Origin of the sequence: Pseudomonas fildesensis, from assembly GCF_001050345.1 — a bacterium.
Lineage (GTDB): Bacteria > Pseudomonadota > Gammaproteobacteria > Pseudomonadales > Pseudomonadaceae > Aquipseudomonas > Aquipseudomonas fildesensis.
Map to the genome: position 1 here is coordinate 52,127 of NZ_LFMW01000001.1, position 13,016 is coordinate 65,142.

Sequence of the window (13,016 nt, forward strand, 5' to 3'; positions counted from 1 at the left end):
ACGAATCTTTAGGAGAGCAGGATGAAATTCAGTGAACAATGGCTGCGCGGCTGGGTGAGCCCGCAGGTAGGTCGCGACGAGCTGGTTGCTCGTCTGTCGATGGCCGGTCTTGAGGTCGATAGCGTTACGCCGGCCGCCGGTATTTTCAGCGGTGTAGTGGTGGGCGAGGTGCTGAGCACCGAGCAGCACCCTGATGCCGACAAGTTGCGTGTGTGCCAGGTCAGCAATGGCGCGGAAACTTTCCAGGTCGTGTGCGGAGCGCCAAACGTGCGCCCGGGCCTGAAAATTCCGTTCGCCATGATCGGCGCCGAACTGCCGGGCGACTTCAAGATCAAGAAGGCCAAGCTGCGGGGCGTCGAGTCCAACGGCATGCTCTGCTCCCAAGCTGAACTGCAGGTGGGCGAGGGCAACGATGGCCTGATGGAACTGCCGGCCGACGCGCCAGTAGGTCAGGACATTCGTGTCTACCTGGAACTGGAAGACGCCAGCATCGAGGTCGACCTGACCCCGAACCGCGGCGATTGCCTGTCCCTGGCGGGCCTGGCGCGTGAAGTGGGCGCGCTGTACAACGCTCCCGTCACCCGTCCAGTGGTTGCCGCCGTACCTGCAGTGCATGACGAAGTGCGTCCTATCGACGTGCTGGCGCCAACCGCCTGCCCACGTTACCTGGGTCGGGTGATCCGTAACGTCGACCTGTCCAAGCCAACCCCGCTTTGGATGGTTGAGCGCCTTCGCCGTGGCGACGTGCGCAGCATCGATGCTGCTGTCGACATCACTAACTATGTGATGTTGGAACTGGGCCAACCGTTGCACGCTTTTGATCTCGCCGAGATCAATGGTGGCATTCGTGTGCGCTTTGCCGAAGAAGGCGAGAAGCTGGTGCTGCTCGACGGCCAGGAAGTGGCCCTGCGCGCCGATACCCTGGTGATCGCTGACCATTCCCGCGCCCTGGCCATTGCCGGCGTGATGGGTGGCGAGCACAGCGGTGTGTCCGCAACCACGCGCGACATTTTCCTCGAGAGCGCATTCTTCGACCAAATCGCCATCGCCGGTAAGGCTCGGTCCTACGGCCTGCACACCGACGCATCGCACCGCTACGAGCGTGGCGTGGACTGGAAGCTCGCCCGTGAAGCCATGGAGCGCGCCACTGGCCTGCTGCTGGAAATCACCGGCGGCGAAGCCGGCCCGATCACTGAAACTGTCAGCGAGCAGCACCTGCCGGCCGTTGCGCCGATCACCCTACGTGCCAAAAGCGTTGAGCAAATGCTTGGCCTGGTGATCGAGCCTGCCGAGATCGAGCAATTGTTGTCCGCCCTCGGCCTAGGTATTTCTGCAGGTGGGGAAGGGCAGTGGCGGGTTGAAGTGCCAAGCCATCGCTTCGATATCAGCCTGGAAGTCGACCTGATCGAAGAACTGGCCCGCCTGTATGGCTACAACCGCCTGCCGGTTCGTTACCCGCAAGCGCGCCTGGCGCCGCAACCGAAGGCTGAGGCGCGTGCGCACCTGCCTGAATTGCGCCGTCTGCTGGTTGCCCGTGGTTATCAGGAAGCCGTGACCTACAGCTTCATCGATCCGAAACAGTTCGAACTGTTCAACCCAGGCGTCGAGCCGCTGTTGCTGGCCAACCCTATCTCCAGCGACATGGCCGCCATGCGTTCGTCCCTGTGGCCAGGCCTGGTGAAAGCTCTTTCCCATAACCTCAACCGTCAGCAAGACCGCGTGCGCATGTTCGAAAGCGGCTTGCGTTTTGTTGGTCAGCTGGATGGCTTGAAGCAAGAGCCGATGCTGGCCGGTGTGGTTTGCGGCAGCCGTCTGCCCGAAGGTTGGGCACAAGGTCGCGACGCCGTGGACTTCTTCGACGTCAAGGCAGACGTGGAAGCTGTACTGGGCTTCGCGGGTGCACTGGATGCATTCACATTTGTACCGGGCAGCCATCCGGCGTTGCACCCGGGCCAGACTGCGCGTATCGAACGCGAAGGTCGCCTGGTGGGCTTTGTCGGTGCGATTCACCCTGAGCTCTCGAAAACCCTCGGCCTCGACCGTCCGGTCTTCGTTTTTGAGCTGGTACTGGCTGAAGTTGCTTCCGGCAAGATGCCTAAATTCAGCGAGTTGTCGCGCTTCCCTGAAGTGCGTCGTGACCTTGCCCTGATTGCCGATCGTGAAGTCGCCGCCACTGCTGTTCTGGATGTAATCCGTGAAAATGCAGGGGAATGGCTGACAGACCTCAGGCTATTTGACGTCTATCAGGGTAAAGGCATTGATCCGCATAGAAAAAGCCTTGCAGTTGGCTTGACCTGGCAGCATCCATCGCGCACTCTTAATGACGATGAGGTGAATACCACGACACAAAATATCCTCACCTCGCTCGAACAAAGGTTGAACGCCACGTTAAGGAAGTGACGTATGGGGGCTTTGACGAAAGCTGAGATGGCGGAACGTCTGTACGAAGAGCTGGGTCTGAACAAACGCGAAGCCAAGGAATTGGTCGAGCTGTTTTTTGAAGAAATCAGACACGCTCTGGAAGACAACGAACAGGTCAAATTGTCCGGTTTCGGCAATTTTGACCTGCGGGACAAACGCCAGCGGCCTGGCCGCAATCCAAAAACGGGAGAAGAAATCCCGATCACGGCTCGCCGTGTGGTCACCTTTCGTCCAGGGCAGAAGTTGAAGGCCCGAGTTGAGGCTTATGCTGGAACCAAGTCATAACGACGAGCTACCCGTCATCCCAGGCAAACGCTACTTCACCATTGGTGAAGTCAGCGAGCTCTGTGCGGTCAAACCGCACGTGCTGCGCTATTGGGAGCAGGAGTTTCCTCAACTCAACCCCGTCAAACGCACCGGGAACCGTCGGTATTATCAGCGCCAGGATGTGCTGATGATCCGGCAGATCCGCGCGCTGCTCTACGACCAGGGGTTCACCATCAGCGGTGCGCGCCAGCGTATGTCCGGCGATGAAGCCAAAGACGACACCACCCAATACAAGCAAATGATCCGCCAGATGATCTCCGAACTCGAAGATGTGCTGGTGGTTTTGAAGAAATAATTCCGGCTTTTAAAATACTTCCACATTTCAAAAGCTTGCGGTATATTCCTGATCGCTTCGTTGCGAAGCAAACCCAGTAACACGCCTAGTCGGGGCGTAGCGCAGTCCGGTAGCGCACTAGCATGGGGTGCTAGGGGTCGAGTGTTCGAATCACTCCGTCCCGACCATATTTACTGAATAAAATCAGTCGCTTAAGCCGATCAGACAGATCGGCTTTTTTGTGCCTGCGCAAAACCCGCGCAAAACTACCCTGTGATTTCACTGATATTCAGGTCCGGAATTGCCTCGGACCAGATGATTTTCTCGTGGTCCCGCTGGTAGTTCTTGGTCATGCCCTCACTCGCATGGCCTGCAATCTTCTGCCCATCCTTTCCGGCTTTCTTGTACAGATGCAGTGACAGCGCTCGCACCTCGTGGAAGCCCGGCATCTCTTCTTCCTTCCATCCTGCGTAGCAATTGGCCGCCTCCCTGAGGCCGTAGACAACAGCAGCAGCCAAGAGGAGGGGGTTTCTCACAGGTGATCCCTTATTTTTATGGTCGTGGTCGGTCATCCTATGACTGTCGTTTGGCCACCTCAATCTTTGTTTTTCTCAGGCTGGAAAAATACGTCGTGGCTCAGGTGCAGTCTCTGCGTGACCTTGGCCCGGTTAGACGCTATCCACGCACCCCGCCGCTAACCTGCTACCTTGAAACATTTCTAAACATACTTGCACAAGTATTGTTATACGACGTCGTATCTATTATGTTCGACTGCGCTCGTTCTCACAAAAAAAATAAATGGAGATACCCTCTATGACGAGCATTCGTTCCGTCGAAGGCCAGGCTGCGGCGCCCGAACAAAATCGATTTTCCCGAATACTCAAACTGCTGGGCCCCGGAATCATCGCCGTACTGTCGTGGCTGGGCGCAGGTGACCTGATCACGTCGTCCGTGGCCGGTGCCAATTACGGTTACGCAATGATGTGGGTGCTGGCGGTCTCTCTGCTCTTGAGATACCTGATCGTAAACATCATCGCTCGCTTCCAGTTGTGCAATAACCAGGGCATGACCATCCTGCAGGGCTATGCCCAACTGAATCCCTTTTTCGCCTGGTTCATGCTCGTCTACGCCCTGCTGATGGGGCACTTGATGAACGCCTACATGATCAAGGGGGCGGGTGAGTCGCTGGCGATGCTGTTGAAAATCGACCAACCACTGCTGTGTTCACTGGCGGTGGTACTCGCGGTGTGGATGCTGGTGGGGCGTAATATTTATTCGATGATCGAAGGCGTGATGAAGGTGTTGCTGGCGATCATGACCTTGGCGTTCATTGCCCTGGCCGTGATGTCCGGCCCCGATGTCGTCGGCATCGTCAAAGGCACCATCGGCTTCAGTATTCCGCCGGATGAAGGCGTGCATGGCGCGCTGCTGGTGGCGGTCTCGGTGATCGGCGCGGTGGCAGGTTCGATTGCCAACTTCGTCCATCCTTACGTCATGCGTCAAAAGGGCTGGGTAGGGCCGCAACACAAGCGCGTTCAACGAAACGATTTGCTGTTCGCCGTGTTCGTCGGGATCGTCATCAACCTGGCTATCTGGATCGTCGGCGCGGAAATCCTGCGGCCCAACGGCATCGAGGTGAAGACCTTGGGAGATCTGGGCAAGGCGCTGGAAATTTTCTTCGGCCCGATTGGTTGGTATGTGTTCTTCATCGGCGTGTTCGCGACATTGTTTGCCAGTATTTCAGGCAAGACCACCGCGTTCCCGATGCTGATTACCGATGCCTTCCAACACGTTCGTCCTGAACGTCGCGAAAAGTACGGCAAAGAGTTTCATCATGATCCGATGCACAAATGGTTCATGCTGTTCATCCTCGTGACACCATTAGTTTGGTCGCTGCCAGGCATGCCGGATTTCGTGACTCTGACCATTGGTGTCAGCGCGTTGAACATCATCGGCTTGCCGGTCATTTCCCTGGGGCTGCTGATCATGTCCAACCAGAAGTCGCTGCTGGACAAGAAATATCGCAACAACCTGTTTGAAAACGTCGCGCTGCTCTTTGCGACAGGCCTCGCGTTGTGGGTCGCCTTCCAGTTGGGCGTCGATCTGTTTACCTGACACTGACACCGAGCCACCGAGGGAACGCAACGTCCCCTCGGTGGCCAACCTTCAGTCAGTCACGGAACCCTGCGGTATTCTCCCGGCGAAACGGTCCACCAGATTCGCCACCACCATCTCTCCCATACGCGCGCGGATCTGCAGCATCGAACTGGCGCGATGGGCTGCAGTACCACTTTCTCGTTGGCGAACATTACTCCGGCGGCAGATTGGTATTGCATCCATCCAGTCCAGTTTGTCGTTACGCGAGGTCAAGACCAGTAGCCGGATAGCGATACCCCAATCGAGCAAGATGTAAAACGATAGAGGTAGTCCGTGGCCCCGACGATGGCCCAGGCGACATCGGGCGACAGCCGCTGAACGATCATGCCCTCTGGAACAGACCCGATAAACGAATGCCTGCATCGTGGCCGTCTCCAATCCGCTCGCGGCCACGTGGCAGCGGGTCACCGCTGGTGCGTGGAACTTGATCTCGAGAAGTTCTTTGATCGGGTCAACCACGATGTCCTGATGGCCTACGTGGCGCGTCAAATCGAAGACAAGCGTGTGCTCACGTTGATCCGTCGTTACCTCGAAGCGGGAACGATGTCGGGCGGACTCGTCAGCCGACGGCAGGAAGGGACGCCGCAAGGCGGCCCGCTCTCGCCGTTGCTGTCGAACATCCTGCTCAACGAACTCGACCGCGAACTGGAACGGCGAGGCCATCGCTTCGTGCGTTATGCCGACGACGCGAACATCTATGTGCGCAGTCAGCGAGCTGGCACGCGGGTGATGGCCGGTGTTGAGCGTTTCCTGAATCAGCGCCTGAAACTGACGCTGAACCGGGAAAAGAGCCGCGTATCACGGCCTTGGGTCTGCGACTATCTGGGTTATGGGATGAGCTGGCATCAGCAACCGAGGCTGAGAGTGGCGACGATGAGTCTGGGTCGCTTGCACGACCGGTTAAGAGACCTGCTGCGCGGGGCGCAGGGCCACAAGATGGCGAATGTCATCGAACGGATAAACCCTGTGCTGCGCGGGTGGGCAGGCTACTTCAAGCTCAGTCAGAGCAAACGGCCACTTGAGGAAATTGACGGCTGGGTGCGGCGCAAACTTCGCTGCGTCGTCTGGCGTCAATGGAAGCGGCCCTCAACGAGGGCACGTAACTTGATGCGCCTGGGGCTTAGCGAAGCTCGCGCCTGCAAATCAGCCTTCAATGGCCGAGGCCCATGGTGGAGCTCGGGAGCATCTCATATGAATCAGGCGCTGCCGAAGAAGCTATGGGATCAACTTGGGTTGGTCTCGGTACTGGATACGATAAACCGGCTTAGCCGCATAGCTTGAACCGCCGTATACGGATACGTACGTACGGTGGTGTGGGAGGACGGCGGATGTAAATCCGCCTCCTACTCGATCTGAAAATCCCTTCCTTTCATATTTTCGTGTGAGTACACCTCGGATTCCCACCCTGTCGACCTGGTCGGTGGGCTCTGGGCTCTGGGCTGAAGGCTAGACAGCTTACGGGTTGGGCAAGCTGTACGAGCTGCAGGGTGACTCGGTCAACAGTGTCGCGGTGATCGAAAAGTACAAGACAGAGTGGGCGCTGGCCTTCTTGCCCATCAACCGCGCGGAAAAAGCGGCGAAATTGGGTGCCTCGAGACGCAAGGCAAACAGAGGCCGGATACGTTGTCTGTGACCTATACGGTTGATGGTAAAGTCAGAACCAAAATTTTTGAAAATGAGCCCAATAGAATTCCAGAGGGTTGAAGAATGATGACTGAAGATATCGAAGTCGTTAAAGAGATTTTTTCAATCATCGATGCCGGTATTGTCGATGGTTATGATTATTTTTGTTATGACGTAGAAGTGGGAGACGGCTTCATCGATACAGGGTTGGCCGTCGAGAGAGAAGGCGTTGAGGTCACTGATGCCAGAACTGATTTCGATGATACGGCGCTGTATATGCTTGCCAAGCAGCTCAATAAAAATGCCAAGGAACGCGGTGAGTGCTGGCGTTCTTTTGTGATGTCCTATCGGCGTGGAGGCCAGGTTAAAACAAGCTTCAACTATGATGAAAAGTAGTATGGATATTTTTGAAGGATCATCGGAGCAAGGCCTGACCCGCCGCATAGCAGGCTTTGCAGCATTCAAGTCCGAGCGCCTGCCGGTGCTCCATGAGTTCTGCACCAGCCTGGGGTTTGAACAACCTCACGAGGTCCTGAACACCCCCGGGAAATTTTTGGCCCAATTGGACAGCGGTTTTCGAAGTGCAGTGATCAGCGAGGCCAACCGGGTCTGGTTCATTACCCGTATCGGTTACTACATCGGCGAGTACCTGGCGACACGGTATGACGGGTATTGGCAGGTCGACGAAGACCCGGCGTCGCCGACCTTCACACGTTATGTGGTCGGTGGTTTTTCCTTCGACGGGGTGACCACGCCAATGGTCGACCCAATGGAGATGGCTCAGGTGTATGCCGATACGCCCGCACCCAGGTCCCTGGTTCAGGAAATCGATAAAGTGTTGGTCAAGTAAACGTTCGCAGTCACGGTGAACGGGTTTTCTTCGCCCGTCAGGCGGTAGGCCAACCGCGAGACCCAGCGCTGTGAGGCCAGTACCAGCAGCACATGCCGTTTCGATCCGCCTTCGCTCAGTAACCACACGCTGTTGGCCACACGCAGCAGCGGGGCAAGGTTTTGCGCCAGTTTTTGCTGTTCAGCCGGTGCCAATGGGTGGGGGCTGTATTCGGCCATCTCGTGTGTCTCACAGGCTTGGCGTTGTAGCTGGTCGGCCTCTTCCCGGTAACGCCGAGCCAATGGCTATTGTTCGTCACGCATGGCCTGTTCGCTCAGCCGTTCATTGGTCGCAGGCATGCATTGGGGGCTAGTGGTGAGACGCAGCGTCTCACGGTCTCATCGCCACCTGGTGCGGTCTGACATGGTGTGTCTCATTCGAACTCGATCCCAGCCCCCCTTGGTTTTCAATCGAGCCGCTCTAAGAAAGGGTTATTCAGGTGTTTTTGCGGATCTGGCACCGGCCTTGCTCTAGCTCTGGCAACCAGCCCGACTGGCAACCCAATAATAAAAACAGGTGCCCGATGTCTTGCCCAGCCCCTTTCCCTGTTCTGCCCGTGGTGGCGTCGTGTGTCGCTGACTGTTGGCATAACCCCGAGCAGGTCAACCGACTGATTTTTGACTTTGTGCAACAGCACTGACGCCCCTCCTGGTGGACTCTTGCGGGGCGCCAGGACCAACCGTTTCAAGGAGAATTCGCTATGACCCTTTCGATCAATCCGCAACGCAGCATGCGTGCCGCTGTCTGGCATGGCCGTAACGATATTCGCGTCGAAGACGTTCCGCTGCCCATTTCGCCGCCTGCTGGTTGGGTGCAGATCCGAGTGCAATGGTGCGGAATTTGCGGGTCCGATTTACATGAGTACGTGGCCGGGCCTGTGTTCATACCGGTTGACGCCCCGCACCCGCTGACCGGGATAAAGGGCCAGTGCATTCTCGGTCATGAGTTTTGTGGCGAGATCGTCGAACTCGGTGCCGGCGTGCAGGGCTTCAGCGTCGGTGAGCCGGTGGCGGCCGATGCATGCCAACATTGCGGCACGTGCTACTACTGCACCCACGGGCTGTACAACATTTGCGAGAACCTAGCCTTCACCGGACTGATGAACAATGGTGCCTTCGCCGAACTGGTCAACGTGCCAGCCAACCTGTTGTACAAGTTACCGGCGAACTTTCCGTCTGAAGCCGGGGCACTGATCGAGCCTCTGGCGGTGGGCATGCACGCGGTGAAAAAAGCTGGAAGCCTGCTCGGGCAAAACGTGGTGGTGGTCGGTGCAGGCACTATTGGCCTGTGCACCATCATGTGCGCCAAGGCGGCGGGTGCGGCTCAGGTGATTGCTCTCGAAATGTCCGGAGCGCGCAAGGCCAAGGCTCTGGAAGTGGGGGCGACTCATGTGCTCGATCCCAATGAGTGCGATGCCTTGGCCGAGGTCCGACGCCTGACGGGAGGGCTCGGGGCGGATGTCAGTTTCGAATGCATCGGTAACAAACACACGGCCAAGCTCGCGATCGATTTGATCCGCAAGGCGGGCAAGTGCGTACTGGTTGGTATCTTCGAGGAGCCCAGCGAGTTCAACTTTTTCGAGTTGGTAGCTACGGAAAAACAGGTACTGGGCGCGCTGGCCTATAACGGTGAGTTCGCTGACGTGATCGCGTTTATCGCTGATGGACGGCTGGACGTCACGCCGCTGGTGACTGGGCGCATTCAGTTGGAACAGATCGTGGGTCAGGGCTTTGAGGAACTGGTCAAAAACAAGGAGCACAACGTAAAAATCATCGTGTCACCCGCTCGGGTCTGAAACGAGCGATGACCGTCGCGGTCGTCGGCCCACTCCTTGAAGGAGAGAGGAGGGGCCGAGTGTCTGACGCGTCTGGCGTTGCAGCAATGATGCAAAATTGCACCGGGCTGTCCTGGATTTTCCAGTCCATGCCAGCTTCGCGCTGCCAGACTTCTAGCGGTTGTTTTGGGGAAGGCGACTTCCAAGTCCATGCCAGGGAGTTGCGCCAACGTAGGCCGTTTTTTCAACGAGATGGGTCACGGTAGAAATTCCGGGGGGATAATAGCGATCCCCACAGGCCCGCCGGCCACACCAAGCACCGCGCCAGTTTCAGCACCTGATAGGGCCGGACGCTTGCGCTTGCTCCTCTATTGCAGCGGAACATACACATCTGTTTGCCATTGATCCTGCGGTATCTCGGGATAGGCGCTCAGGTAATGGAAGAACAGCGGCTGGTCACGCAGTTCCTCGCCGCTGGCAGGAAGCCAATCGCGGTAAATCGGATAGATCGTTTCGCCGATGTGATCCGGCGACCCCACGTGTCGCACCACGACACAACGCCCGGCAGGAATGACAATCTCGTGCACGCCGAACTCATTCGGCGCCACGGCCTCGTGAATCTCGCCGCAGATTGCGAAGCGGAATGCTTGTGGAGGTGTTGTATCGGGGTTGTTGTAGGGAATGCCAAAGGTGCGACTCGATGCTACCGGCGACTGTCCGCTCTGCATACGCCATTTGATGAAGGTGCGCACGCTCTCATTGACGAGCCCGCCGGGTCCGCAGTGCTCAAGCGCTGCTACTTTGACTTCAGGGAAATCTACGATTCGTACTTGCATGATGATCGTCCTGGAAAAGTGAGGGATTGCAAATACCGCACTCCAGACTTGCCAGTTTGGTTCCTTCCTGAACGCACTCGGCGTCATACCGAACGCCCGCCGGAACGCCCTGCAAAATGCCTCGGGACTTTCAAAGCCGGCACCGAGTGCGGCGTCCAGTACCGAGTGATCAGCGAGGGCGGCCAGGCGATGTGCCGCGCGTCGTAGTCGCATCAGTTGCACATAACGTGAGACAGGCACTCCAACGAACGCGGTGAATTGTCGATGGAAGTGAAACGCCGAAAAGTTCGCCACATGGCTCAACGTCTTCACCGACAGGTCACCTTCGAGATTGGCATCAATGTAGGCGAGTACGGCGTTGAAGCGTTTTGTGTAAGCGAAATGGATCGGCATGTCAGACACTGGAAAAGCTCCTGGAAGTACGGTCGCCAATAGAGTCGTCTATCGCAGCGTGAACGCGCCTAGCCGTGTTTGCTCAAGGCACGTTTTGGGTTGCCAATGCTATCTCCTCCAAGGCGACGTAAATGTCGGGGACAATTCAGGTGTCCACTTCATTCACATCCGGCTCTATCCCGCTTTGGCTGGCCGTGATGCATCAGGGTTATTGTCTTGTTCACTGTGTGTTTTCGTCCTTGTTTTGCTTAAACCAGCCATGTTTCCGATACCACGCCACAGTGTCAGAAATGGTCTGCTCCAGCACTCGAAAACTCAGGCCAAGCTCTTGTTCACTTTTACGGTGGTTAAAACAGGTGCGGTGCTCCTCTCGTATCAATAGGCGCAACGTCGCCATGCTCAGCAAAATAGGCTTGCCGGTAAGGCGCGCGTAGACCTCCAGCACTGTCGCCAATAGGTATAGGGCGGGCAGTGGTAGTTGCCGAACAGGTGTTTTGACGCCCGCTATACGCCCCAGGACAGGTACCAACTGGCGCATGGTCAAGTTCCGGCCGGCCGCGAGGTAGCGCTCTCCTCGCCGTCCATTTTGGGCTGCGGCAATCTGAGCCCATGCCACATCACGGGCATCGACTACGGAGAAGGTACCGGGGATCAGCCCGGGTAACTTGCCGTTGATGACATCCTTGACCAATTGTCCCGAGGAGGTCGGGCCCATATCGCCAGGTCCCCACATCCAGCCGGGCAGAACCATGCAGGCATGCATCTGGGGATGGGTTTCAAGAAACGTCAAGACGACACGGTCAGCGAGGATCTTGCTGCGGTAGTAGTCATCCGCATCGGCTTCGGACCGCAGACATGTTTCATCGCTAGAGGTGCCAGGGTCCCCGTCGAGCACGGCAATCGAAGAGGTATGGACAAACCGGCGTATCCCCGCGCCGTAGGCCTGGTGAAGCAAGTCTCGCGTACCGGCGACATTGATCTTTTCGAGTTCTTCCCAGTGGCTGCCACCCTTGTAGTTATCGCGAAAGAACGCCGCCGTATGAAACACCGTATCGCAGCCTTGCAGCGATGTTGCGAACGCGTCGATATCGGCCATGTCACCAACGACCAGTTCCACACTCGGGAGGTCGTTGAACTGCTGCTCACCTTTGGCTCTTGAACGGACTAGGGCTTTGACGGCATATCCACGTGCGACCAGTTCCCGCACCAGATTGTTTCCCAGCAAGCCGGTTGCGCCAGTAACGAATGCGTTGCGCATGGGGCCCGTAGTCATATATTCCATTCCAGTGGTTTCGAAGGCCTGTAGATATACCGTTTAGACCGCGCCTGAAAAACAGCGACTACTGCATAATGGCTTTGCACATATGCAGACCAGGGAGGATGGGAGGTATGGCGTTGCAGGCAAATTGGGACGATCTTCGTCTGCTGTTGGCGGTCTCGCGGCGTGGCAGTTTTCTTCAAACGGGCCAGCTGCTGGGGATCGCGGCGTCTACCGTGTCCCGTCGCCTGACCCAACTGGAAGCTGCCCTGGGTGAGCCGCTCGTTGAGCGAGGCGTTGAAGGCTGCTGGTTGACCTCGCGGGGCCAATCCCTGGTGGAAGTCGCTCTGGCTGCGGAAGCGGGCTTGAGGCGTCAAGCGGCGGCGAACCTGCCCGGGGTGCAAACAGAGTTATATGGCAGTGTCCTGGTCAGTGCGGGTGAGGGGTTTTCTTCTTGTGTATTGGTGGCCGCGAATCGTTTTACTTCCCTGCATCCGCGCTGCTCCGTGGAGTTACTGGTCACCGCCGACTTTCACAAGATCGTCCGCGGTGTGGCGGATATTGCTATACGCACAGCGCATCTGGGCGAGCCATCGCTGATTTATCGACCCATAGGCAAGCTCGCCTACGGCGTCTTCGCTGATGCGGGGTACTTGAAGCGTTCTCCAGGGCTGACCCTGGCTACGGCGGTCAACATTGCCTTGCTTCCTCCGCTGGATATGTTGCCTCAAATGCGTGCCGCAAAAGCTGCGGGTCTGGACCGTGCACAAATCAGCGTGAACTCGTTCGCCGTACAACTGGAGTCGGTGAGGCAAGGCATGGGCGTGGCGGTACTGCCGCGTATTTTGGCGAAGGACCTGACTGAGTTGTTCCCGGAGCTTGAACTTCCAGAGATGGAGGTCTATCTGGTAACCCGGACTCAGGCGTTGAAACAGGCGCACATCAGATGTTTCTTTGACATCTTGGAGCAGGTATTGCTCGAAGTCCTCTGCGTTGAAAATGTCGAAGATTAAATTTGGCGCGCCCCCGTGTAAGGCGCGTGCTCACTTGAACGCTCAACGTCC

The 13,016-nt window shown here is 57.2% G+C and carries 11 protein-coding genes, 1 tRNA gene and 4 pseudogenes; 11 read left to right on the forward strand and 5 right to left on the reverse strand.

The window, feature by feature from the left end; translation table 11 throughout:
* Positions 1-21 precede the first annotated feature (21 nt).
* From pheT to ACR52_RS00305, 4 genes are all read left to right on the forward strand, one after another.
* On the forward strand, positions 22-2,400 hold the full coding sequence (pheT, locus tag ACR52_RS00290; RefSeq protein WP_048719153.1) for a phenylalanine--tRNA ligase subunit beta: 2,379 nt from the start codon (positions 22-24) through the stop codon (positions 2,398-2,400).
* Positions 2,401-2,403: 3 nt separating this feature from the next.
* Entirely contained in the window at positions 2,404-2,706 is a 303-nt protein-coding gene (gene ihfA, locus ACR52_RS00295) for an integration host factor subunit alpha (protein WP_002553164.1), read from the forward strand.
* Positions 2,687-3,043, forward strand: coding sequence for a MerR family transcriptional regulator (locus tag ACR52_RS00300; RefSeq protein ID WP_003219935.1), 357 nt, complete (start codon positions 2,687-2,689; stop codon positions 3,041-3,043). The genes ihfA and ACR52_RS00300 overlap by 20 nt, the downstream gene beginning before the upstream one ends.
* Positions 3,044-3,133: 90 nt before the next feature.
* A tRNA-Pro gene (locus ACR52_RS00305) sits at positions 3,134-3,210 on the forward strand.
* Between the two features lie 78 nt (positions 3,211-3,288).
* Here ACR52_RS00305 and ACR52_RS00310 read toward each other — a convergent pair.
* A pseudogene (locus ACR52_RS00310) lies at positions 3,289-3,513 on the reverse strand (integrase); the annotation flags it as partial.
* A gap of 322 nt (positions 3,514-3,835) precedes the next feature.
* Here ACR52_RS00310 and ACR52_RS00315 point away from each other — a divergent pair.
* The 5 genes and pseudogenes from ACR52_RS00315 (at position 3,836) to ACR52_RS00330 (ending at position 7,652) form a co-directional block, all read left to right on the forward strand.
* A complete protein-coding gene (locus ACR52_RS00315; RefSeq protein WP_048719200.1) occupies positions 3,836-5,137 on the forward strand; it encodes an Nramp family divalent metal transporter in 1,302 nt (433 codons plus the stop codon).
* Between the two features lie 193 nt (positions 5,138-5,330).
* A pseudogene (locus ACR52_RS31110) lies at positions 5,331-5,435 on the forward strand (Lrp/AsnC family transcriptional regulator); the annotation flags it as partial.
* A gap of 116 nt (positions 5,436-5,551) precedes the next feature.
* A pseudogene (locus tag ACR52_RS00320) lies at positions 5,552-6,460 on the forward strand (reverse transcriptase domain-containing protein); the annotation flags it as partial.
* Positions 6,461-6,886: 426 nt separating this feature from the next.
* The gene (locus ACR52_RS00325; RefSeq protein WP_048719204.1) at positions 6,887-7,198 is read left to right on the forward strand and encodes a hypothetical protein; all 312 of its coding nucleotides are present in this window, start codon (positions 6,887-6,889) and stop codon (positions 7,196-7,198) included.
* 1 nt (position 7,199) lies between these two features.
* A complete protein-coding gene (locus tag ACR52_RS00330; protein ID WP_048719208.1) occupies positions 7,200-7,652 on the forward strand; it encodes a hypothetical protein in 453 nt (150 codons plus the stop codon).
* Here ACR52_RS00330 and ACR52_RS00335 read toward each other — a convergent pair.
* On the reverse strand, positions 7,622-7,870 hold the full coding sequence (locus tag ACR52_RS00335) for a hypothetical protein (protein ID WP_048719211.1): 249 nt from the start codon (positions 7,868-7,870) through the stop codon (positions 7,622-7,624). The genes ACR52_RS00330 and ACR52_RS00335 overlap by 31 nt on opposite strands.
* A gap of 551 nt (positions 7,871-8,421) precedes the next feature.
* On the opposite strand from ACR52_RS00335, the gene ACR52_RS00340 reads away from it, so the two are divergent.
* Positions 8,422-9,486, forward strand: coding sequence for a 2,3-butanediol dehydrogenase (locus ACR52_RS00340; RefSeq protein ID WP_236692111.1), 1,065 nt, complete (start codon positions 8,422-8,424; stop codon positions 9,484-9,486).
* A gap of 94 nt (positions 9,487-9,580) precedes the next feature.
* Here the strand turns inward: ACR52_RS00340 and ACR52_RS31980 are convergent.
* The 3 genes and pseudogenes from ACR52_RS31980 to ACR52_RS00350 all read right to left on the reverse strand — a co-directional run.
* Positions 9,581-9,726 (reverse strand): annotated as a pseudogene (locus ACR52_RS31980) (DUF932 domain-containing protein); the annotation flags it as partial.
* A gap of 107 nt (positions 9,727-9,833) precedes the next feature.
* Positions 9,834-10,703: an AraC family transcriptional regulator gene (locus ACR52_RS00345; RefSeq protein WP_048719217.1), complete on the reverse strand. Its 870-nt coding sequence runs from the start codon at positions 10,701-10,703 to the stop codon at positions 9,834-9,836.
* Positions 10,704-10,914: 211 nt separating this feature from the next.
* The gene (locus ACR52_RS00350) at positions 10,915-11,952 is read right to left on the reverse strand and encodes an SDR family oxidoreductase (protein WP_048720453.1); all 1,038 of its coding nucleotides are present in this window, start codon (positions 11,950-11,952) and stop codon (positions 10,915-10,917) included.
* A gap of 131 nt (positions 11,953-12,083) precedes the next feature.
* On the opposite strand from ACR52_RS00350, the gene ACR52_RS00355 reads away from it, so the two are divergent.
* The gene (locus ACR52_RS00355) at positions 12,084-12,965 is read left to right on the forward strand and encodes a LysR family transcriptional regulator (protein ID WP_048719219.1); all 882 of its coding nucleotides are present in this window, start codon (positions 12,084-12,086) and stop codon (positions 12,963-12,965) included.
* The last annotated feature ends 51 nt before the right edge of the window (positions 12,966-13,016 follow it).

Bases quoted from the DNA above. Each gene is read 5' to 3' on its own strand.
- pheT (WP_048719153.1), top strand. From the start codon at position 22: ATGAAATTCAGTGAACAATGGCTGCGCGGCTGGGTGAGCCCGCAGGTA.
- ihfA (WP_002553164.1), top strand. From the start codon at position 2,404: ATGGGGGCTTTGACGAAAGCTGAGATGGCGGAACGTCTGTACGAAGAG.
- ACR52_RS00300 (WP_003219935.1), top strand. From the start codon at position 2,687: ATGCTGGAACCAAGTCATAACGACGAGCTACCCGTCATCCCAGGCAAA.
- ACR52_RS00315 (WP_048719200.1), top strand. From the start codon at position 3,836: ATGACGAGCATTCGTTCCGTCGAAGGCCAGGCTGCGGCGCCCGAACAA.
- ACR52_RS00325 (WP_048719204.1), top strand. From the start codon at position 6,887: ATGATGACTGAAGATATCGAAGTCGTTAAAGAGATTTTTTCAATCATC.
- ACR52_RS00330 (WP_048719208.1), top strand. From the start codon at position 7,200: ATGGATATTTTTGAAGGATCATCGGAGCAAGGCCTGACCCGCCGCATA.
- ACR52_RS00335 (WP_048719211.1), bottom strand. From the start codon at position 7,870: ATGGCCGAATACAGCCCCCACCCATTGGCACCGGCTGAACAGCAAAAA.
- ACR52_RS00340 (WP_236692111.1), top strand. From the start codon at position 8,422: ATGCGTGCCGCTGTCTGGCATGGCCGTAACGATATTCGCGTCGAAGAC.
- ACR52_RS00350 (WP_048720453.1), bottom strand. From the start codon at position 11,952: ATGCGCAACGCATTCGTTACTGGCGCAACCGGCTTGCTGGGAAACAAT.
- ACR52_RS00355 (WP_048719219.1), top strand. From the start codon at position 12,084: ATGGCGTTGCAGGCAAATTGGGACGATCTTCGTCTGCTGTTGGCGGTC.